Genomic DNA, 20,112 nt, shown 5'->3' on the forward strand with positions numbered 1-20,112 from the left:
GGGTCGTCGGCCTGCCCTAACAGGCCCCGCCGCGGCAGGTAATGAGTACGAGAACCTGGCGCATTTCCACCAACGCTACCCGGCGGCTGTTTCGCTGTCTCGTTGGATGTCCTAATATCTCGCATTCTGAGACAAGAAAAGGCCGCCACCCGGAACGGTCCAGGTGACGGCCTTCCCCCGGATCGGGGGCTCAGTCCTCAGGTCGCGAGGTCAGTCCTCCAGGTCGACCGAACGGCCGCTCTCGGCGCCGATCTCGGCCGCGATCTGGTCGATCACGGCGGCCGGGATGGCCGAGTCGACGGTCAGCGCGATGAGCGCCTTGCCGCCCTTGACGTCGCGGGCCACCTGCATCGAGGCGATGTTCACGCCGGCCTCGCCGAGCAGCCGGCCGACCACGCCGACGACGCCGGGACGGTCGGTGTAGGTGAAGAAGGACAGGTGGGCCGTCGGCTCGATCTCCATCTCGTAGCCGTTGACCTCGACGATCTTCGTGATCTGCCGGGGGCCGGACAGCGTGCCGGAGACCGAGATCTGGCGACCGTCGGCGAGCACGCCGCGTACGGTCACCACGTTGCGCCAGTCGGGGCTCTCGGAGCTGGTCACCAGCTCCACGCTGATGCCCCGCTCCTTGGCCAGCAGCGGCGCGTTGACGTACGTGACCTGCTCCTCGATCACGTCGGCGAACACGCCCTTGAGCGCGGCCAGCTCGATGACCCGCACGTCCTGGGAGGCGATCTCGCCGCGGACCTCGACGTCGAGCTTGGTGGCGACCTCGCCGGCCAGGGCGGTGAACACCCGGCCCAGCTTCTCGGCCAGCGGCAGGCCCGGCTTGACGTCCTCGGCCACCGCGCCGCCCTGGACGTTGACCGCGTCGGGCACGAACTCGCCCGCCAGCGCCAGCTTCACGCTCCGCGCGACCTGCGTGCCGGCCTTCTCCTGGGCCTCGTGGGTGGAGGCGCCGAGGTGCGGCGTGGCGACGACCTGGTCCAGCTCGAACAGGGGGCTGTCGGTGCACGGCTCCTTGGCGAACACGTCGAGGCCGGCGCCCGCGACGCGGCCCTCCTTGATCGCCGAGTAGAGCGCACCCTCGTCCACGATGCCGCCGCGGGCCACGTTGATGATCCGCACGGACGGCTTGACCTCGTGCAGCTCCTTGTCGCCGATGAGCCCGAGGGTCTCCTTCGACTTCGGCAGGTGCACGGTGATGAAGTCGGCCTGCTTGAGCACCTCTTCGAGGCTGAGCAGCTTGACACCCATCTGCGCGGCGCGGGCCGGCGGCAGGTAGGGGTCGTAGGCGATCAGTTCGACGCCGAACGGCTGGAGCCGCTGGGCCACGAGCTGGCCGATCTTGCCGAGGCCGAGGATGCCGACGACCTTCTCGTCCAGCTCGACGCCGGTGTACTTGGAGCGCTTCCACTCCCCGTTCTTCAGCGCGGCGTGGGCCTGGGCGGTGTTGCGGGCGCTGGCCAGGATGAGCGCGATGGTCTGCTCGGCGGCGCTGGTGATGTTGGAGGTCGGCGCGTTGACGACCATGACACCGGCCTTGGTGGCGGCCTCGACGTCGACGTTGTCGAGGCCGACGCCGGCGCGGGCGACCACGCGCAGCTTCGGCGCGGCGGCGATGGCCTCGGCGTCGACCTGCGTGGCGGAGCGCACGATCAGGGCGTCCACGTCGGCGAGGGCGGGCAGAAGCTGGGAACGGTCCGCTCCGTCGGTGTGGCGGACCTCGAAATCAGCGCCGAGCACGGCGAGGCCGGCCTCGGACAGCTCCTCTGCGACCAGAACGACGGGCTTGTTCACAGGCGTGGATCCTTAGGGGCATGCGGCGGGCTGGAGGGACACGTCGCTGGGCCCCTCGGATCCCTCAGATTCTATCCGCGCTTGTGAACGCGTTCACGAGGGACCCACGATTTGAGACGGCCCGCTCGGCGTCGCGACACCCTGGACGCGGCTCCGGTACCCAGGCGGCAGCAAAGTCATCCACTCTGCACACATCTTTGTCTTGATCGGGGGATTTGTTGGCCATTAGCCTGATAAGCCGTGGCCGACTACCTATGGTTCGTCATATGAGCATCGGGAATCCTGCGCTTGCCGACGTGCTCGCACAGCATGGCACGCCCCATCGCCTGCTGGCGGCCCTCGCCGACGGTGGAGTCCTGGTGGCAGTGCGACCAGATCGATCGGTCGTCCTTGGGACGACCCAGGCGGGTGACCGGGTTCTGCTCGGGTACACCAGCCCTACGACCTACGCCAGGCACCGCGGCAGCCATTCCCTCTCGGTGTGCGACGCCGACACCATCCTGGACATCCAGCGCGTCACCGGCGTGCCGGAGATCGTGATCGACGCCGCGGGCCCCGCAGCCGCGGCCGTGCCCATCGACGATCTCCAGCGCTTCCTCACCGGCACGCGTTCGGGGCCCACACCCGTGCTGTCGGGGGCGGTGCCCGCCGCCTACGCGACCGGCGCCATGGCCACCGTCTCGCGCGTGCCCTCGCTGGCGCAGGTGGCCCCGCCCGCCCCGCAGGCGCCCGCGCTGCCGTGGGTCCCCGCGCCCCGGCCCCACCTGTCGGGGCCGATGCAGCAGGTGGACCCCGGCTACCGCAGGTGCACGCATCCGATCCTGCCGGCGCTGCGGCAGGCCATCGCGCAACTGCTGGCCGACTTCCCGCTCGTGCACCACGTGTGGATCTCCGAGGCCGGCACCGCGTCCGGGGCGACCGGGATCATGCTGCACGTCAAGGTGCACATGTCGGCCGCCGAGGACGTCGTCCGCGACCTGCACCGCCTGGTACGCGCCCGCCTGCCGCAGTTCGCGGCCAGCGGCGCGCCGATCCTCATGGCCAGGGTCGCCGACGCGCGCAGCGAGCGCCGGATGATCGAGATCGGCGCGCACGTGGTCTGCGCCGACGTGCGCGAGTAGCCGGCGTACGGGAGCGACCCGGTGGGGCCCGGGAAACTGGGCCCTACCGAACAAGCCCTAGCTCGGCTTGAATGGGCCTCATGATCACATCGCCGGTGAGCGCGCCCACGGTCTCCAGGGGCGTGCGCCTCGGCTACGGCGTGGGCTCTTTCTGCACGGCCACGGTCAGCGCCGTGCCCGGCCTGCTCCTGCTCTACTACATGACCAACTTCCTGGCCGTGCCCGCGTGGCTGGCCGGCGTGGTGGTCACCGCGCCCAAGGTCTGGGACCTGATCATCAACCCGCTGGTCGGCCGCTGGTCGGACCGGACCGTCTCGCGGATGGGGCCGCGCCGCCCCTGGTTGCTGGCCGGGTCGCTGACGCTGCCCGTCGCGTTCTTCCTCGTCTTCGCCGGGCCGCCGCTGACCGGGGTGCCGGCCGCCCTGTACGTCGGGCTGTGCTTCATGGCGACGGCGACCGCGTACGCGCTGTACGAGGTGCCGTACAAGGCCATGCCCGGCGAGATGACCCACGACTACCACGAGCGCACCTCGCTGCTGCAGTGGCGGATGATCTTCATCGGCGCGGCCACCGCGATCAGCGGCGTGCTGGCCCCGATGATCGCCACCGGTCAGGGCGAGGAGGGCACGCTCGGCAGCTACCGGCTGATGGGCCTGACGATCGCCCTCATCCTGCTGGCCTCGATGCTCGGCTCGTTCTTCGGCACCGCCCGCGCCCCCATGACCGGGGCGCCGGAGGCCGACCACGGCGGGTGGCGCGAGCAGTTCGCGGCGATCAGGGGGAACCGGGCGTTCCTGTGGCTGACCGTCATGGCCTGCCTGCAGATGCTCGCCGTCAGCATGATGCTGGCCGCGGCGCCGTACTTCGCGTCGTACACGCTGGGGTCGCCGAAGAGCACGCAGACGCTCTTCGCCGCGCTGGTCGGGCCGATGCTGCTGACCATGCCGCTGTGGGTGTGGCTGGCCCGGCGCTTCGACAAGCGCGGCGCGATGATCCTGGCCGCGCTGCTGTTCGGCGGCGGCACCGCGGCGGCCATGGCGACCCCGCTGTTCGGCCCCCTGTACGCCCACCTGACCATCCTGCTCGTCGGCATCGGCATCGCCGGGGTCGAGCTCATGCTGTTCTCGATGCTGGCCGACGTGGTCGCCGCGGACGCCGCCGAGTCGGGCAAGCGGCGGGCCGGTGTGCTGACCGGGCTGTGGACGGCCATCGAGAGCGGCGTCAGCTCGTTCGGCGCGCTGATCTTCGGGATCATCCTGTCGATCGGCGGGTTCGTCGAGTCCGACGCGAGCACGCCCGTCCAGCAGCCGGACAGCGCCGTGACCGCGGTCCTCATCGGGCAGACCGCGGTCCCGGCGCTGATCATCTTCCTGTCCGTGCTGGTGACGCTGCGGTACCGGCTCAGGCCACCCGACGGGCCAGCACCAGGCGCGTCCGGGTGAACAGCCCGGCCACCAGGGCCGCGACGAGCGGCAGACCCACCACGACCGCGGCCAGGAACAGCCAGGGGACGTCGATCACCGAACCCTCCATGCCGCCGTTCTGGCCGAACTCGCCTCTCCTTTGCATCGGCCAGGTCAGCGCGAGGCCGCCGACCACACCTCCGACGAGGCCGACCACCGCGCCCAGGCCCGCGATGTAGGCGGCCTGGGCGGCCACCACCAGCCTGCGCACCCGGGGCGCCGCGCCGATCGCCGACAGGTTGTTCAGGTCGGGGCGCATGTCGGCCGCCGCCAGCCCGGTGGCCGCGAACGTGCCCCCGAGCACGAGGATCAGCGCCGCGCCGAGCAACAACATAAGGACGGAGGCGCGTTCCTCTCCCTCCTCCCGCTCGGAGTAGAGATACATGTCGCTGTCCAGCTCGCCCCGCAGGTCGGCCTCCATGCGCCGCTCGTCCTGCGGCAGGGACGCGACGTAGAGCGACCGCTCGACCGTGCCGATCCCCGCCTTGGCCAGCGCCTGCGGCGGGATCACGGCGCCCGTCTGGAGGGCGTCGGCGCCGCTCGACACCACGGCCGGCACCCGGAAGGTCCGGGAAGTCGAAGTGCCGTTCGAGTCCCAGGGTTCCGAGGTCACCTCGATCATGCCGTCACGCACCGAGTGCGGGCTGAACGCCACGGCCTTGCCCGCCGCCAGCGCGGCGGCCGCCTGCGGGTCCCGGCGTTTCTGGAGGAAGGCGAGCAGGTCGGCCCCACCGATCGGAGTACGGCCGTAGAACCGGTGTAGGCAGGACTCGCAATTCATGGTCACGGTCAGCAGCAGGAGCCCGCCCTTATTGTTCGTCGCCTCCTGTCCGGTTGCGACCTCCGCCCCGGGGAACCGGGCCCGGACGGCGTCCTTCAGCCGGGCCCACTGCTGGTCGTCCATCCCCGTGGTGCCGCCGACCACCGTGGTGCCCAACGGGAACACCGAGAAGTTGTTCTCCTTCTGGGAGGTGTACGTGCTGCTGGTGGCGATGCCGATCGCGACCGCCCCCATGGTGGCCGCCATGACGGCGGCGGTGGCCGAGGCCGTACGGACGCGGTGACGCGCGGCGTCGCGCACGGACAGGCGCAGCGGCAGCGGCAGCCGGGCGGCGATCCGCGAGGTGGCCTGGACCAGCCACGGCATCAACGCCACCATGCCGAGCACGCACGGCACGAAGGCCGCGGTCATCGTCACCGGGCCCCTGGTCATGGCGTATTCGATCGCGCCCAGCCCGGCCGTCACCAGCACGATCCCGAGCAGGGGGCGCCGGGCGCGCCCGCGGACCTCCGCGGCCCGGCCGGCCAGGATCTGCGCGGTGTTCTGGCGGCTGGCCTGCACCGCCGGCACGATCGCCGCGATCAGCCCGCTGACCAGGCCGAGCGCCGCCACACCGAGTACCGGCAGCCACGGCACGTCGACCGGCCCGTGCGACCAGTCCAGCTCCCTGGCCGCGATCGACTCGACCAGCAGGCCCGGACCGATGCCGAGGACGACCCCGAGCACCGCCGCCGCGCCGCCGAGCACCAGGCCGTCGGCCAGCACGATCACGCGCAGGTGCCGGGCCGACCCACCCTGCGCGGAGATCACCGCCAGCTCCCTGCGCCGCCGCCGCAGCCCCACGGCGAACGCCGGCCCGGCCAGCAGCGCGGTCTCCATGACGACGAGCACGATCACCACGCCGAGCTGGACCAGCTCGCGCGGGTCGTTCCAGATCTGGTGGGAGCCGTCACCCGTGTGGGCGTCGAGCACCGCGCGGGAGGCGACGCCGAGGCCCGCCTTGTTGAGCTGCCGCACCTTCGACCGCGTGACCGGGCCGGAGGTGTCGGCGAGCCAGCCGCTGCTGTTGCCGTCGTTCTGGCGGTTGAGCAGGCCCTCCGGCAGGGCGGCCAGCTCCAGGATGCCGGGCCGGTTGGGGTTCTCGGCGACGCCGACCACCTTCACGGCGCGGTCCGGCCGCCGCACGGTGAGCGTGTCGCCCACCCGGACGCCCAGGTCGGCCATCTTCGGCGAGATCGCCACCTCGCCGGGCGCGGCGGCGTAGCGGCCCTGCTCCAGGGTGCGCATCCCGGCCGTCATGGGGTCGCGCAGATCGACCTCCACGACGTCCGCCTGGTTGAAGCCGTCGGGCAGCCGGACGTTGACCTGGCTCGTCTGGTAGCGCAGCAGGCGGCCCGGGAGCAGCGCGTTGATCTCCGTGGTCGTCCACGGCCGCGGCGAACCGCTGATCTCCGGCTGGTACGCGGAGTCACCGCTGTAGTCCTGCCGGACCGGCGTGCGGTACGGGAAGGTGATCAGGCGGGCGTCGGCCGCCCCTAAGCGCGTGACCGCCCGCTCCTTCGGGGTGAGACTGGTCGTGGCGGCGCCGGTGAGCACCGCCGTGATCACCAGGACGGGCAGGCCGATCATCACCATGATCAGGGCGCTGCGGCCCTTGAAGCGCGACGCGTCCCTGCGGGAGATCCGCAGGGCGGCGAGGAAGGCGCTCATCGGGAGCTCTCCATCCGCATCGCCGACGCCTCCGCGATCAGGCCGTCCCGCAGGTAGACCACCCGGTCCGCCCAGGCCGCGTAGCGCGGCTCGTGGGTGACCAGCAGCACCGCCGCGCCCTCGTCGCAGCGGTTGCGCAGCAGGTGCAGGATCTCGTCGCCGGTGGCCGTGTCGAGCGCGCCGGTCGGCTCGTCGGCCAGCAGCAGCCGCCGCTCGCCGACCAGTGCCCTGGCGATGGCCACGCGCTGGCGCTGGCCGCCGGACAGTTCCTCGGGAAACCGGTCGGCGATCTGGTCGACGCCCACGTCGGCCAGGACGGCCAGCGCCTCCCGGCGGGCCTGGCCGGCGCGGACGCCGTCCAGTTCCCTGGGCAGCATCACGTTCTCGGCAGCCGTCAGGGACGGGATCAGGTTGAGGTCCTGGAAGACGTACCCGACGCTGCCGCGTCGCAGCGCGGCCAGGTCGCGGACCTCGGCCAGGTCGCGGCCCTCGATCCGGACCGTGCCCGTCGTGGGCCGGTCGAGGCCGCCGGCCAGGTTGAGCAGGGTCGACTTCCCCGAGCCCGACGGGCCCATGACCGCGACGAGCTCACCTTGTGCCACCTCCAGGCTCACGCCGCGCAGGGCGTGCACCTGGCCGTGCTCGCGGGTAACGTCCCGCAGCTCCACCACAGTCATTGGTTCTTCTCCTTGACAACGGCCTCGCAGTGGTCGAGCCAGCGCTGCTCGGCCTCGGCCTTGAAGATCATCGATTCCAGGACGAGCCGCTGGGCGAGGCCGTCACCGGCGGCCCTCTTGGCCCTGGTCAGGTCCTGGAGCGTGCGCATGGTCGCCATCCGCTGGGCCAGGATGACCGCGCCCACGTCCACGTCGGTGGCGGCGACGGCCATCGCGATCTTGATGGCTAGTTCGTCCCGAGGCCGGTCGGAGTGGTCGACGGGGGTGCTGAACCATCGCTCCAGTTCCTCCCGACCGGCCTCGGTGATCGTGTAGACGGCCCTGCCCTGCTCGTCGGCTCCGCCCGGCGCCACCAGGCCGTCACGTTCCAGGCGGGCGAGCGTCGTGTAGACCTGGCCGATGTTGAGCGGCCAGGTCGCCCCCGTCGACGCCTCGAACTCCACCCGGAGCTGGTAGCCGTAGCGCGGTGCGCTGCTCAGCAGGGCGAGCAGTCCGTGTCTGATCGACATGGATACTGAGTATGCATACTGAGTATGTCCATCGCAACTGATCCGCGTATTCTGGACACGGAACGCCGTTCAGGCCGATACTCGGGACATGAGCTCCACCCAACCGCCGTTCCGCGCCTCCGACGGGGAACGCGACCGTGCGATCGACGAGCTCAAGCACCGGGCCGTGGAGGGCCGGATCTCCCACGACACCTTCGTCGGCCGGGTCGACCAGGCGCTGCGGGCGCGCAACCAGCACGAGCTCGACGAGCTGGTCGCCGACCTGCCGCGGCGGCCCACGATCAGGCAGCGGCTGACGGACGCGGTCTCGTCGGTGTCGGAGCTCACCACCCGGCTACAGGCGGCCTGGCGGCGGCCGCGGCTGCCCCGGCTGGCGCTGCCGGACGACGACCGGCTGCGTTACGTCGTGGGCCGGGGGTCGGCCTGCGACCTCGTCCTGGCGGACCTGACGGTGTCGCGCGTGCACGCCGAGCTGCGGCGGGAGGGCGACGGCGGCTGGATGCTGGTCGATCTCGGCTCGCTCAACGGCACCCGGCTCAACGGGTGGCGGCTGGTGGGGCCCGTCCGGGTCAAGTCGGGCGACGAGATCTCCTTCGGCGACTGCGGCTTCCTCGTCACCTCAGGCCAACCCTCCTCCTGACCCCTCCTCCGGCCCTGCCCCCCGTGCCGGACGCGCCGAGTCGGCTCCAGAAATACGGATATTTGCGGATTACACGGCGACTGCGCTGATTCATGCTCACATGCGATCCCCCAGTCCCTTGGAGACCACATGCGGCGCACCTCAGCCTCCCTCCTCGCGGGCACGCTCGTCGCGGCACTCGCGTGGGCGTCCGGCCCCTCCACACCGGCGGTCGCCCTCGACCCCTCCCCCGGCGTGGCCGACCTGACCCAGGACATCAACCAGATCCTCGGCGACTCCAGGCTCACGATCGCCAGGGCGGGCGTCGTCGTGAAGAGCGCCGCGAACGGCGAGCAGCTCTACGCCACCGACGCCGGCAAGCTCATGACCCCGGCGTCCAACACCAAGCTGTTCACCTCGGCGGCGGCGGTGGAGACGCTCGGCCTGGACTACCGCTTCCCGACCACCGTGCTGAACACCGGCCGCAAGGTCGGCTCGGTGCTCACCGGCGACCTCGTGCTGCGCGGCACCGGCGACCCGACCATGCTCGCCGAGGACTACGACGCGCTGGCGGCCAAGGTCGCGGCGGCCGGCGTCAAGGTCGTCACGGGCAAGCTGATCGCCGACGACACCTGGTTCGACGGCCAGCGACTCGGCACCGACTGGGCCTGGGACGACGAGACCGCCTACTACGCGGCGCCGATCTCCGCACTGACCGCCTCCCCCGACCGCGACTACGACGCCGGCTCGGTGATCGTCTCGGTCGAGGCGGACGGCGGCCAGGTCAAGGTCTCGACCACCCCGGCGACCGACTACCTGAAGATCGTCAACAAGGCCACCGTGGGCGCCGAGACCGACGTGCTCATCGAGCGGCAGCACGGCACGCGGACGGTCGTGATCACCGGCACGGTCGCCGACCCGTACCAGGAGTGGGTGGCCGTGGACGACCCCACGGCGTACGTGTCCTCGCTGTTCCGCAAGGCGCTGGCCGCGCACGGCGTACGGGTGCTCGGGCCGACGGCGACGGGCGCGGCTCCCGCCGGGGCGGCCGAGCTGGCCAGGCACGACTCGATGCCCCTGAGCGAGCTGCTGGTGCCGTTCCTGAAGCTGAGCAACAACATGCACGCCGAGATCCTCACCAAGGCCATGGGCCGCAAGGCCGCGAACCAGGGCACGTGGTCGGCCGGGCTGAAGGTCGCCACGGACTTCGCGAAGGCCAACGGCGTCCAGGTGATCAACATGCGGGACGGCTCGGGGTTGTCGCGCCGCGACGGCTTCTCGCCGGACTCGATCGTCCAGCTGCTGACCGCCGTACGGACCAAGCCGTGGTTCAGCACCTGGTACGAGGCCCTGCCCATCGCCGGCAACGCCGACCGTTTCACCGGCGGCACGCTGCGCAGCCGGATGCGGAACACCCCCGCGGCCAACAACGTGCACGCCAAGACGGGCTCGCTGACCGGCGTGACCTCGCTGTCCGGCTACGTGACCAGCGCCGAGGGCGAGCCGCTGGTCTTCTCGATCATGCTGAACCAGTACCTGTCCGGCTCGCCGAAGGACATCGAGGACAAGATCGCCGTACGGCTCGCCCAGTTCTCGCGGGCGACGGCGACCGACGTCACCGCCCAGCTCAAGGCCGCCGACCAGGGCCCGGCGGGCGACCTGGAGTGCTCGTGGCTGAAGCCGGCCCAGTGCTGACGAACCGATGACGACCCCGGCGGCCCTCCGGACCTCCGGCGGGCTGCCGGGGTTGGTCTGGCTCGACAGGACGGTCATCACGATCTGATCACCTGGAGCTCCAGATATAGTTCGCATTTTCACTACATAGCCGACATGGGCGCGTCAGAATGCGGATTCAACGCCGTGGCGAACCCCCCGATCCCCGGGAGCGCCGGGCCGTCGCCGGCCCCACCCCCAAGCCGGTCGTCCCACCACATGCCCGGCACGCTCCCCTCCCGGCGGGCCCGCGCCGCACGTCCCCCCGCACACCGGACCGCGGCCGGGCCCGCCCCCCTCTCCGACAGAAGGCGGCCCGCCCTTCGAGGCGCCCTTTCTCGCATACAAAAGGGCACGACTAAGGGGCCTGCCCTTGTGGACAGGCCCCTTAGTCGCGCAGTTCAGCCGCTGAGGAATTACTTCAGCTGACGGCGCACTTCGTGTCTTTGCTCTTGATGCCGAGGATCTGGCTCAGGATGTCGCCGGTCTCGAGGACGAGCACGCCGCTGGTGCTGTTGTCGACCTCGCCACGGGCGAAGATGTTCTCGTCACCGCAGACGAAGAGAACCCGGCCCGGGTCCTCGTCGGAGTGAGGGACGAAGGCCATGTGAGGGGTCGCCGCTAGAGCGGAGCCGCCGACCATGACCATCCCGCCGACGAGCCCGGCCAGGATGAGCCCTTGTCTGAACATATCGATTCTCCTTGATACCTATCGACTACTCTCCGTAGCTATCGGGAGGAGATTTGCCCTAGGCCCTCTTTCAACAAACGCCGGTATTTCTGTCTTTACCAGCGAAAATACGCCGCATGGGGGAAGGGGTGACACAGCTCGCCCTTCTTGACCGATCGGTGTACGCGGCAGAGGAATATCCGGCCCCGCCATGACCTGCCGCTGACGGCGGGCGTCAGGGAAGGGTGAGAACCACCGGGCCGTCGGTGGTGATGGCCACCGTGTGCTCGACGTGGGCACTCCTGCTGCCGTCCGCCGAGCACACCGACCACCCGTCCTCGGCCATGAGGTACTCGTCGTCGCCGCCCGCCATCAGGCTCGGCTCGATGGCGATCACCAGTCCGGGGCGCAGTCGCAGGCCGCGTCCGGGGCGGGCCTCGTTGGGCACGAACGGCGACTCGTGCATGGCCCGGCCGATGCCGTGGCCGCCGAAGTCGTTCTGCATGCCGTAGCCGGCGCCGCGGCCGACCAGCGACATCGCGTGCCCGATGTCGCCCATCCAGCCGCCCGGCACGGCGGCCGCGATGCCCGCCGCCAGCGTCTCCTCGGCCACCCGGATGAGCTTGAGGTCCTCGGCCCGCGCGTGCCCGACGACGAAGGTGACCGCGCCGTCGGCGTGCCAGCCGTCGACGTGCGCGCCGAAGTCCACGCTCAGCACGTCGCCCTCACGCAGCCGGTACGGCGTGGGCAACCCGTGCAACATGACCCCGTTCACCGACGTGCACACCACCCCCGGGTACGGCATGGCCCCGAACGACGGGTGGTAGCCGAGGAACGACGACCGCGCCCCGGCCTCGTGCATGACCTCGCGGGCCACGTCGTCGAGCTGCAGCAGCGACACCCCGACGGCGGCCCGCTCCCGGACGGCGGCGTGCACGGCGGCCACGACGCGGCCCGCCTCCCGCATGGCGTCGATCTCCCCGGCGGTCTTGAGCGTGATCACAGCGGCCTCCCAGCCCTCGGCGCGATAACTATACCGGTATTACTATCACGCTTCCCGAGAGCTCGCAGCGACCTCACCACCCGCTTGACTAATCACCCAGAGTACTCGTTATAGTGCTCAGAGTATGCGTTTCGGACGGTTCTCCATGCTCGCTCTGGCGCTCGCGGCAGGGGCCGTCGACGCGCTGAGCTTTCTCGCGCTCGGACAGGTGTTCACCGCGAACATGACCGGCAACGTCGTCCTGCTCGGCCTGGCGCTCGGCACCGGCGACACCTCGCACGTCATCCGCTCGGGGATCGCCCTGACCACGTTCTGCCTGGGCCTGGCCATCGGCTTCACCCTGCTGGGCCGCGCCGCCCCCGCCGGACGCGCTCCCCCGCCCCCGCGGACCGCCACACCACCCGCCCGCGCGCCGACGCAGGCGCCGGGCGGGGAACCGCCGGAGGGACCGAACCGGGAACCCGCGAAAGTGCGGGCCCGGGAGCCTGCGGAGGTGCCGGTGGGGGTGCCGGTCGGGACGCCGGTGGGGGTGCCGGTGCGTCCGCTGGTGGTGCTGCTCGCGGAGTTGGTGCTGCTGGTGGTGGTGGCGGCCGGATGGGCGGCGCGCGCGCTGCCGCATCCGGCGCTGATCGCCGCCTCGGGAACCGCGATGGGCCTGCAGAGCGCGGTCACGCGCTGGGCGGGCGGCCCCGGCCTGTCCACGACCTACGTCACGGGCACGCTGACCAGCCTGGCGGGCCAGGCGGTCGGCCCGCGCTCGGGGGTGCTGCGCCCTTTGGGCGTGGTGCTCTGCGTGGCCTCGGGCGCCGTCGTCGCGGCCTCGGCGCTGCGCGTGCACGCCGCCGTCACCCCGTTCATCGCCCCGGCCACGGTCGCGGCGGCCACCGCCGCCTGGGTCCTCACCACGACCCACCGCGCGAGACCGCGCCCACACGCCCGGTCGGCCCTGTAACGAGAAGGCGGAGGGCCAGCGCTGCACCCCAGAGGCGGCACACTCCGGGACAGGTCTGCCCGGAAGCCCCGAGGCGACAGGCTTACGACAGGTCAGCCCCGAGGCGGCGCGTCTTGCGGCAGGTCAGCCCCGAAGTCCCAAGGCGGCACACCTTGCGGCAGGTCAGCCTGGTATCTCCGAGGTGGCAGGTTTGCGGTAGGTCAGCAGGTAGCGCCAGAAGAGCAGCCTGCGCAGGGAGAAGCCGGGCAGCAGGGACGCCGCTTCCCGCCGTACCTCCGCCAGGGACATGTCCGCCGGCCGCACCGGCGCGGGCACCGTCCCGGCACGCGGGCCGCCCGCCCGCTCTCCCGCCGTCACCGCCACCCGTGCCGCCGCGTTCACCGGTACGGCGGCCAGGCTCCACACGAAGTCGGCGGCCGTCCGCTCCGCGTAGCACCCGAGGACGGCCAGCACCCCGCCGGGCGCCAGCGCGTCCCGGAAGGCGGCCACGGTCCCGAACGGCATGTGGTGCAGGCTGGCCAGGCAGGAGATGTAGTCGTAGCGCCCCGCGGGCAACTCCATGCGCGTGACGTCGGCGCACAGAAACCGGACCCCGCTCACCGGCGACGACGAGGCGGCCTCGATCACCTCGGGCGCCGGGTCGACCGCGTCCACCTCGATCCCGAGGCCCGCCAGCCGCCGCGCGAACCGCCCGGTGCCACAGCCGACGTCGAGCGCCGTCCGGGCTCCCCTGGGCACGAGCCGGGCCATCGCCGGGTGGTAGTGATCGTTGTGATCGAAAGGCATCCCGGCATCATGCCACCGCCTCGCCGGCGAAACCCCACAAACGGGAGAAAAGCATCGCCCGCCCACTGACCGTGCAGCAGGCGGGCGACGTACGGCGGAAAGGTCAGGCCTTCAGCCAGCTCATCATCGGACGCAGCTTCGCGCCCGTCTTCTCGATCGGGTTCTCGGCCAGCTCCTCGCGGTGACGCGTGAACTCCTTCTGGCCGCCGTCGAACTCCTCGACGAGCTGCCGGGCGAAGGTGCCGTCCTGGATCTCGCCGAGGATGCGGCGCATCTCCTGACGGGTCTCGTCGGTGATGACGCGCGGGCCGCGGGTGTAGCCGCCGTACTCGGCGGTGTCGGAGACCGACCAGTACATCTTGGAGATGCCGCCCTCGTACATGAGGTCGACGATGAGCTTCATCTCGTGGAGGCACTCGAAGTAGGCGACCTCGGGCTGGTAGCCGGCCTCGATGAGGGTCTCGAAGCCCGCCTTGATCAGCTCGGAGACGCCGCCGCACAGCACGGCCTGCTCGCCGAACAGGTCGGTCTCGGTCTCCTCGGTGAAGGTGGTGCGCAGCGCGCCGGCGCGGGTGCCGCCGATGCCCTTGGCGTACGACAGCGCCAGGTCGAGGGCCTTGCCGGAGGCGTCCTTCTCGACGGCGACCAGACACGGGACGCCGCGGCCGGCCTCGAACTGGCGGCGGACCAGGTGGCCCGGGCCCTTCGGGGCGACCATGCAGACGTCGACGCCCTCGGGCGCCTCGATGAGGCCGTAGCGGATGTTGAGGCCGTGGCCGAAGAAGAGCGCGTCGCCCTCGACGAGGTTGGGGGCGACGTGCTCGGCGTACAGGTGGCGCTGGATGTGGTCCGGCGCGAGGATCATGGTGAGGTTGGCCTCCTCCACCGCCTCGGCCGGGGTGACGACCCGCAGCCCGTCGTTCTCCGCCTTCTCGCGGCTCTTGGAGCCCTCGGGGAGGCCGACGCGCACGTCGACGCCGGAGTCACGCAGGGAGAGCGCGTGGGCGTGGCCCTGGCTGCCGTACCCCAGCACGGCCACGTGACGCCCCTGGATGATCGACAGGTCGGCCTGGTCGTCGTAGTAGATCTCGGTCACTTGAATAAACCTTTCAGGCGGTACGGTCCAGTGCCCTGAGGGACCGGTCTGTGATGGAACGGGCGCCGCGGCCGATGGCCACCATGCCCGACTGGACGAGCTCTTTGATCCCGAACGGCTCAAGGACCTTGACGAACGCCTCGAGCTTGTCGGGAGTGCCGGTGACCTCTATGGTCACCGCGTCGGCCGCGACGTCCACGCAGCGGGCACGGAAGAGGTTGACGAGTTCGAGGACGTGCGACCGGTTCTCGGCGTCCGCCTTGACCTTGATCAGCATGAGTTCGCGCTGGACCGACTGTGACGGGTCCAATTCGACGATCTTCAGGACGTTGACCAGCTTGTTGAGCTGCTTGGTGACCTGTTCAAGGGGCAGTTCCTCCACGCTCACCACGATCGTGATGCGCGAGATGTCGTCGTGCTCGGTGGGCCCGACGGCGAGCGAGTCGATGTTGAACCCCCGCCTGCTGAACAGCGCGGAGACCCGAGCGAGAACACCCGGCTTGTTCTCGACAAGCACGGACAGCGTGTGTCTACTCATCCTCGTTCTCCCACTTCGGCGCCATGTCACGGGCGATCTTGATGTCGTCGTTGCTGGTGCCGGCCGCGACCATGGGCCAGACCATGGCGTCCTGGTGGACGACGAAGTCGATCACGACCGGCACGTCGTTGATCTCCATGGCCTTCCTGATGGTCGCGTCGACGTCCTCGGCGCGCTCGCACCTCAGGCCCACACAACCATAGGCCTCGGCCAGCTTGACGAAGTCGGGGATGCGACGCGCGGTCTGCAGGTTGGTGTTGGAGTACCGCTCCTCGTAGAAGAGCGTCTGCCACTGGCGGACCATGCCGAGGTTGCCGTTGTTGATGACGGCGATCTTGACCGGCACGCCCTCCAGGGCACAGGTGGCCAGCTCCTGGTTGGTCATCTGGAAGCAGCCGTCGCCGTCGATGGCCCACACCGTGGCCTCCGGCCGGCCCATCTTCGCGCCCATGGCGGCCGGGACGGCGAAGCCCATCGTGCCGAGGCCGCCGGAGTTGATGAACGTCCCGGGGTTCTCGTAGTCGATGAACTGCGCGGCCCACATCTGGTGCTGGCCGACCCCGGACACGTAGTAGGCGTCGGGCCCGGCGATGGCGCTCAGCCGCTCCATCACGTACTGGGGGGCCAGCGTGCCGTCCTCGAAGGTCTCGTAGCCCAGCGGGTAGGTCTCCTTGTAGCCGTTCAGGACGGTCCACCAGTCGGTGTAGTCGCCCTTCTGGCCGGAGGCCTGGATCGCGCCGACGAGGTCGCTGATGACCTCCTTGCAGTCGCCCACGATGGGCACGTCGGCGTGCCGGTTCTTGGAGATCTCGGCGGGGTCGATGTCGGCGTGCACGATCTTGGCCTGCGGCGCGAACGAGGCCAGGTTGCCGGTCACCCGGTCGTCGAAGCGCACGCCCAGCCCGATGATCAGATCGGATCTCTGCAGCGCGCCCACGGCCGAGACGCTACCGTGCATGCCCGGCATGCCCATGTGCTGGGGGTGGCTGTCCGGGAACGTGCCACGGGCCATCAGGGTGGTGACGACCGGGATGCCGGTCAGCTCGGCGAGCTGCAGCAGTTCGGCCGACGCACCGGCCTTGTGCACGCCGCCGCCGACGTACAGGACCGGCCGCTGGGACTCGGCGATCAGCTTGGCGGCCTCGCGGATCTGCTTGGAGTGCGGCCTGGTGACCGGGCGGTAGCCCGGCAGCTGCATGACCGGCGGCCAGCTGAACGTGGTCTGGGCCTGCAACGCGTCCTTGGAGATGTCCACCAGCACCGGCCCCGGACGGCCGGTCGAGGCGATGTGGAAGGCCTCCATGATCGTGCGCGGGATGTCCGCGGGATCGGTGATCAGGAAGTTGTGCTTCGTGATCGGCATGGTGATGCCGGAGATGTCGGCTTCCTGGAACGCGTCCGTGCCGATCATCGGCGCGGCGACCTGGCCGGTGATCGCCACGATCGGCACCGAGTCCATGAAGGCGTCGGCGATCGGCGTCACCAGGTTGGTGGCTCCGGGGCCGCTGGTCGCCATGCACACGCCCACCTTGCCGGTGGCCTGCGCGTAACCCTCGGCCGCGTGGCCGGCGCCCTGCTCGTGCCGTACAAGCACGTGCCGGACCTTGGTCGAGTCGTAAAGGGGATCGTAGGCGGGCAGAATCGCGCCGCCCGGGATCCCGAACACGGTGTCGACTCCCACGTGCTCCAGCGCCCTCACCAGGGCCTGTGCACCTGTCATCCGTTCGGTCATCGGCTCGTTCCTTGCGTGGCTACTCACTTAAGGACATAAAAAATGCCCCTTCCCACCGGTGGGGGTGGGACTGGGGCGGCGCGCAGGTCGGAGTGCTTCGCTATCGGCCTGCGCGCCGGCGAAGTACTACGAGAATCTCACTGCGAAGCATGGCTTACACCATAGCCGCTCAGAACGCCCCGATGTCAACTTGGCGGGACGCGAGTCTCAAACCGTGAGACTCGTACGCATGAGACTGTCCACGCCGCGGGCCGCCATGGGACGCGCCACCAGGAATCCTTGCCCTCTGGTGCAGCCCATCTCGCGCAGCAGCTCCAGCTGCTCGGGGCGTTCGATGCCCTCGGCCACCACGGTGAGCCCGAGGTCGTGGCCGAGCCGCACGATCGTACGGGTGAGCAGGGTGAGCGTGTCGTCCCTGCCCAGGCCCGACACGAACGACGGGTCGATCTTGATCATGTCGACCGGGAGCTGCCTGAGGAAGGCCAGCGAGGCGTAGCCGGTGCCGAAGTCGTCGATCGCCAGCCGCACGCCCAGCGCGCGCAGCTCCGACAGCCGCCTGATGGTCTCCTCGGCGTCCTCGACCAGCATCTCCTCGATCACCTCGAGGGTGAGCGCGGAGGCGGGCAGGCCGCTCTCGGCCAGCGCCTGCTCGACGGTCTCGACGAAGCGGGGGGCGGTGATCTGCCGGGCCGACAGGTTGAGCGACAGGCCGATGTCCCAGGACGAGGCCCGCCAGGACGCCACCTCGCGGCACGCCTCGCGCAGGATCCACTCGCTCAGCGGCACGATCAGCCCGGTGTCCTCGGCCGGGCCGAGGAACTGCTCGGGCGGCACGAACACCGAGCCGCGCCACCACCGCACCAGCGCCTCGACCGCGGTCACCCGGGAGGTGGCCAGGTCGACCACGGGCTGGTACTCGATGGCGAACTGCTGCTCGATGAGCGCCCGCTGCAGGTCGGCGGCCAGCTCCAGGCGGCGCACCACGTCGGCGTGCATCTGCGCGGCGAACACCTCGACCCGCCGCCCGCCCAGCTCCTTGGAACGCGCCATCGCCACATCGGCGTTGCGCATGAGGTCGCCGGCGGGCAGGCCGTCCTCGGTGAAGGCCACGCCCACGCTCGCGGTCAGCGCCACGTCGCGGTCGGCCACTCGGAACGGCTCCTGGGAGACCGCGCGTACCAGGCGCTCGGCCATGTCCACGGCCATCTGCGCGTCGCCGCCGGTCTCCACGAGCACGGCGAACTCGTCGCCGCCCCACCGGGCCAGCGTGTCGTCGGCGCGTACGGCCCCGCGCAGCCGGCGGGCGGCCTGGCCGAGCAGGTAGTCGCCGCTGGCGTGCCCCACCGAGTCGTTGACGGAGGTGAACCCGTCGAGGTCAAGGAAGATCACCGCGACGTTGCCGGACGTGCGCCCGGACAGCACCTCGCGGGTGCGCTCCTCGAAGTAGGCGCGGTTGGGCAGCCCGGTGACGCCGTCGTGGAAGGTCAGGTGGGCGACCTGGTTGCGCAGGGCCTCCTCGTCGCTGACGTCGCGGGTGGTGACGAGCATGAGGTCGTCGCCGCCGATGTGGCGGGTGGCGACGGACTCGGTGGGCCGCCAGGTGCCGTCGGCGGCGCGCACCCGGCAGGCGATCATGCAGGCGCCCGGCGCGGCGCCCTCCTCGTCGGTGGTCATGGCGCGCATCGCGGCCTGGATGCCCGGGACGTCCTCGGGGTGGATGTAGTCGAAGATCGAGCCGCCGACCAGCTCCTCGGGCGGGTAGCCGTACGTGACCTCGACACCGGCGCCGATCTCGTGGACGACGCCCTCGTAGTCGCACAGCAGCACCACGTCGCCGGTGCTCTCGGCCAGCTCCCTGAGCTGCCGCTCGCCCAGCGAGACCAGGCCGCGCAGCCGGATGGACGCCGCCGAGAGCACGAACAGGCGGACGAGCAGGAGCAGCACCACGGAAACCGCGACCACCACGACGCCGGTGACCGGCTGCGCGGCCCGGGATCCCGCCAGGTGGGCGAGCAGCGTGCAGGCGGCCACGGCCACGAGCGCGAGCGGCATCATCGCGACCACGTTGCGCACGATGGGACCGCCGACCGGCCGCGCCCGCGGCCCCCAGGGCACCGCGGCCAGCAGCAGCAGCGCGACGGGCACGAGCATGACGGTCCACATGGGCGGCGGGTCGCCGGCCAGGCGGGCCATGGCGGCCGACAGGCCGCCGACGGTCATGGTGGCCAGCACGCCCACCCCGGCCAGGCCGAGCAGCCAGGAGCCCGCCCGGCTGGTGAGCACCGAGGGGATCACCCCGCAGGTGACCAGCAACGCGATCATCGGCGGCACCATGGCGAACGTGAACGTGGGCGCGTCACCCGCGTCCTCGTAGTAGTGGCGCAGCGCCACCACCCAGCCGACGAGGAAGAGCGAGGCCGCGCACAGGTACGCGTCCGTGAGATGCCGTAACACGACCTTGGCCGGGAACCTGCGGTCGGCGGCGATCAGCGCGCCGCCCGCGATGATCACGGTGCCGAGCAGGACGAACAGATCGGCGAAGCTGACGACGAAGCTGGTGGCCACCGCGCGCAGCGCCACGCCGGCGAGCCACACGACGGCGCCGCCGCCCATCCAGCGCGCGGCCATCGCCATCGAGCGGTGTTCGGCCGACCTGACCGAGGCCACCAGCAGCGAGGCGGCGGCGACCAGGGCCGCCACGCCTCCCGCCACGGCACCGGTCAGCACGGCCGGCCCGCCCGAGAGGAGCGCGGCGGTGAACGCCACCACTCCGGCCGCCCCTGCGGCGGCCAGCGGCGCCCGTGGATCACGCCAGCGGATCACAGTCGTTGCCCATCCTGTCTTGAACCCTGCACCAGTGACCGCCGAAGCCCGGCGCTCACATCGCCAGTGTGTGCGGTCGCGGATGCGCGGGTGGTGACAACGCCGATGTCGTCACCGAT

Annotated in this window: 16 protein-coding genes; 5 read left to right on the forward strand and 11 right to left on the reverse strand. The window is 70.9% G+C overall.

Going from position 1 to position 20,112, the window contains the following annotated elements:
• Nucleotides 1–210: 210 nt before the first annotated feature.
• Nucleotides 211–1,800: a phosphoglycerate dehydrogenase gene (gene serA, locus ABZ459_RS22520; RefSeq protein ID WP_357973210.1), complete on the reverse strand. Its 1,590-nt coding sequence runs from the start codon at nucleotides 1,798–1,800 to the stop codon at nucleotides 211–213.
• 296 nt (nucleotides 1,801–2,096) lie between these two features.
• On the opposite strand from serA, the gene ABZ459_RS22525 reads away from it, so the two are divergent.
• On the forward strand, nucleotides 2,097–2,921 hold the full coding sequence (locus ABZ459_RS22525) for a hypothetical protein (protein ID WP_357973213.1): 825 nt from the start codon (nucleotides 2,097–2,099) through the stop codon (nucleotides 2,919–2,921).
• A gap of 80 nt (nucleotides 2,922–3,001) precedes the next feature.
• Entirely contained in the window at nucleotides 3,002–4,363 is a 1,362-nt protein-coding gene (locus tag ABZ459_RS22530; protein ID WP_357973216.1) for an MFS transporter, read from the forward strand.
• On the opposite strand, the gene ABZ459_RS22535 is transcribed toward ABZ459_RS22530, so the two are convergent.
• Genes ABZ459_RS22535 through ABZ459_RS22545 form a run of 3 tightly spaced genes read right to left on the reverse strand, consistent with a single transcriptional unit; the run spans nucleotide 4,323 to nucleotide 8,061 of the window.
• Entirely contained in the window at nucleotides 4,323–6,875 is a 2,553-nt protein-coding gene (locus ABZ459_RS22535) for an FtsX-like permease family protein (protein WP_357973219.1), read from the reverse strand. The two genes, ABZ459_RS22530 and ABZ459_RS22535, sit on opposite strands and share 41 nt — an antisense overlap.
• Nucleotides 6,872–7,552: an ABC transporter ATP-binding protein gene (locus ABZ459_RS22540; RefSeq protein WP_357973221.1), complete on the reverse strand. Its 681-nt coding sequence runs from the start codon at nucleotides 7,550–7,552 to the stop codon at nucleotides 6,872–6,874. Before ABZ459_RS22540 ends, ABZ459_RS22535 begins: the two co-directional genes overlap by 4 nt.
• Entirely contained in the window at nucleotides 7,549–8,061 is a 513-nt protein-coding gene (locus tag ABZ459_RS22545; protein ID WP_352318985.1) for a helix-turn-helix transcriptional regulator, read from the reverse strand. The genes ABZ459_RS22540 and ABZ459_RS22545 overlap by 4 nt, the downstream gene beginning before the upstream one ends.
• 88 nt (nucleotides 8,062–8,149) lie before the next feature.
• Between ABZ459_RS22545 and ABZ459_RS22550 the strand changes: the two genes are divergently transcribed.
• Both ABZ459_RS22550 and dacB read left to right on the forward strand, forming a co-directional pair.
• Complete coding sequence (locus ABZ459_RS22550; RefSeq protein ID WP_357973225.1) at nucleotides 8,150–8,701, forward strand: DUF1707 and FHA domain-containing protein; 552 nt, start codon at nucleotides 8,150–8,152, stop codon at nucleotides 8,699–8,701.
• A 129-nt stretch (nucleotides 8,702–8,830) separates the two neighbouring features.
• The gene (gene dacB / locus ABZ459_RS22555; protein WP_357973228.1) at nucleotides 8,831–10,375 is read left to right on the forward strand and encodes a D-alanyl-D-alanine carboxypeptidase/D-alanyl-D-alanine-endopeptidase; all 1,545 of its coding nucleotides are present in this window, start codon (nucleotides 8,831–8,833) and stop codon (nucleotides 10,373–10,375) included.
• 439 nt (nucleotides 10,376–10,814) lie between these two features.
• On the opposite strand, the gene ABZ459_RS22560 is transcribed toward dacB, so the two are convergent.
• The gene (locus ABZ459_RS22560; RefSeq protein ID WP_352318980.1) at nucleotides 10,815–11,084 is read right to left on the reverse strand and encodes a hypothetical protein; all 270 of its coding nucleotides are present in this window, start codon (nucleotides 11,082–11,084) and stop codon (nucleotides 10,815–10,817) included.
• Between the two features lie 214 nt (nucleotides 11,085–11,298).
• Nucleotides 11,299–12,066 (reverse strand): type I methionyl aminopeptidase, encoded by a 768-nt coding sequence (map, locus tag ABZ459_RS22565; RefSeq protein ID WP_357973231.1) that lies wholly within the window; start codon nucleotides 12,064–12,066, stop codon nucleotides 11,299–11,301.
• Nucleotides 12,067–12,190: 124 nt separating this feature from the next.
• On the opposite strand from map, the gene ABZ459_RS22570 reads away from it, so the two are divergent.
• Nucleotides 12,191–13,018 (forward strand): YoaK family protein, encoded by an 828-nt coding sequence (locus tag ABZ459_RS22570; RefSeq protein ID WP_357973234.1) that lies wholly within the window; start codon nucleotides 12,191–12,193, stop codon nucleotides 13,016–13,018.
• A gap of 162 nt (nucleotides 13,019–13,180) precedes the next feature.
• Here ABZ459_RS22570 and ABZ459_RS22575 read toward each other — a convergent pair whose 3' ends face one another.
• The 5 genes from ABZ459_RS22575 to ABZ459_RS22595 all read right to left on the reverse strand — a co-directional run bounded on the left by ABZ459_RS22575 (nucleotide 13,181) and on the right by ABZ459_RS22595 (nucleotide 19,993).
• On the reverse strand, nucleotides 13,181–13,804 hold the full coding sequence (locus ABZ459_RS22575) for a class I SAM-dependent methyltransferase (protein WP_357973237.1): 624 nt from the start codon (nucleotides 13,802–13,804) through the stop codon (nucleotides 13,181–13,183).
• 103 nt (nucleotides 13,805–13,907) lie between these two features.
• Nucleotides 13,908–14,891 (reverse strand): ketol-acid reductoisomerase, encoded by a 984-nt coding sequence (gene ilvC, locus ABZ459_RS22580; RefSeq protein ID WP_357973514.1) that lies wholly within the window; start codon nucleotides 14,889–14,891, stop codon nucleotides 13,908–13,910.
• 22 nt (nucleotides 14,892–14,913) lie between these two features.
• Nucleotides 14,914–15,438, reverse strand: coding sequence for an acetolactate synthase small subunit (gene ilvN, locus ABZ459_RS22585; protein WP_352318972.1), 525 nt, complete (start codon nucleotides 15,436–15,438; stop codon nucleotides 14,914–14,916).
• Nucleotides 15,431–17,170 (reverse strand): acetolactate synthase large subunit, encoded by a 1,740-nt coding sequence (locus tag ABZ459_RS22590; protein WP_357973239.1) that lies wholly within the window; start codon nucleotides 17,168–17,170, stop codon nucleotides 15,431–15,433. The genes ilvN and ABZ459_RS22590 overlap by 8 nt, the downstream gene beginning before the upstream one ends.
• A gap of 207 nt (nucleotides 17,171–17,377) precedes the next feature.
• A complete protein-coding gene (locus tag ABZ459_RS22595) occupies nucleotides 17,378–19,993 on the reverse strand; it encodes a sensor domain-containing phosphodiesterase (protein ID WP_357973242.1) in 2,616 nt (871 codons plus the stop codon).
• Nucleotides 19,994–20,112: the final 119 nt, after the last annotated feature.

The sequence above is a fragment of the Nonomuraea sp. NPDC005692 genome (genome assembly GCF_040631115.1).
Classification (GTDB): Bacteria; Actinomycetota; Actinomycetes; order Streptosporangiales; family Streptosporangiaceae; genus Nonomuraea.

Bases quoted from the DNA above. Each gene is read 5' to 3' on its own strand.
- ABZ459_RS22530 (WP_357973216.1), top strand. From the start codon at position 3,002: ATGATCACATCGCCGGTGAGCGCGCCCACGGTCTCCAGGGGCGTGCGC.
- ABZ459_RS22535 (WP_357973219.1), bottom strand. From the start codon at position 6,875: ATGAGCGCCTTCCTCGCCGCCCTGCGGATCTCCCGCAGGGACGCGTCG.
- ABZ459_RS22540 (WP_357973221.1), bottom strand. From the start codon at position 7,552: ATGACTGTGGTGGAGCTGCGGGACGTTACCCGCGAGCACGGCCAGGTG.
- ABZ459_RS22545 (WP_352318985.1), bottom strand. From the start codon at position 8,061: ATGTCGATCAGACACGGACTGCTCGCCCTGCTGAGCAGCGCACCGCGC.
- ABZ459_RS22550 (WP_357973225.1), top strand. From the start codon at position 8,150: ATGAGCTCCACCCAACCGCCGTTCCGCGCCTCCGACGGGGAACGCGAC.
- dacB (WP_357973228.1), top strand. From the start codon at position 8,831: ATGCGGCGCACCTCAGCCTCCCTCCTCGCGGGCACGCTCGTCGCGGCA.
- ABZ459_RS22560 (WP_352318980.1), bottom strand. From the start codon at position 11,084: ATGTTCAGACAAGGGCTCATCCTGGCCGGGCTCGTCGGCGGGATGGTC.
- ABZ459_RS22570 (WP_357973234.1), top strand. From the start codon at position 12,191: ATGCGTTTCGGACGGTTCTCCATGCTCGCTCTGGCGCTCGCGGCAGGG.
- ABZ459_RS22575 (WP_357973237.1), bottom strand. From the start codon at position 13,804: ATGCCTTTCGATCACAACGATCACTACCACCCGGCGATGGCCCGGCTC.
- ilvN (WP_352318972.1), bottom strand. From the start codon at position 15,438: ATGAGTAGACACACGCTGTCCGTGCTTGTCGAGAACAAGCCGGGTGTT.
- ABZ459_RS22590 (WP_357973239.1), bottom strand. From the start codon at position 17,170: ATGACCGAACGGATGACAGGTGCACAGGCCCTGGTGAGGGCGCTGGAG.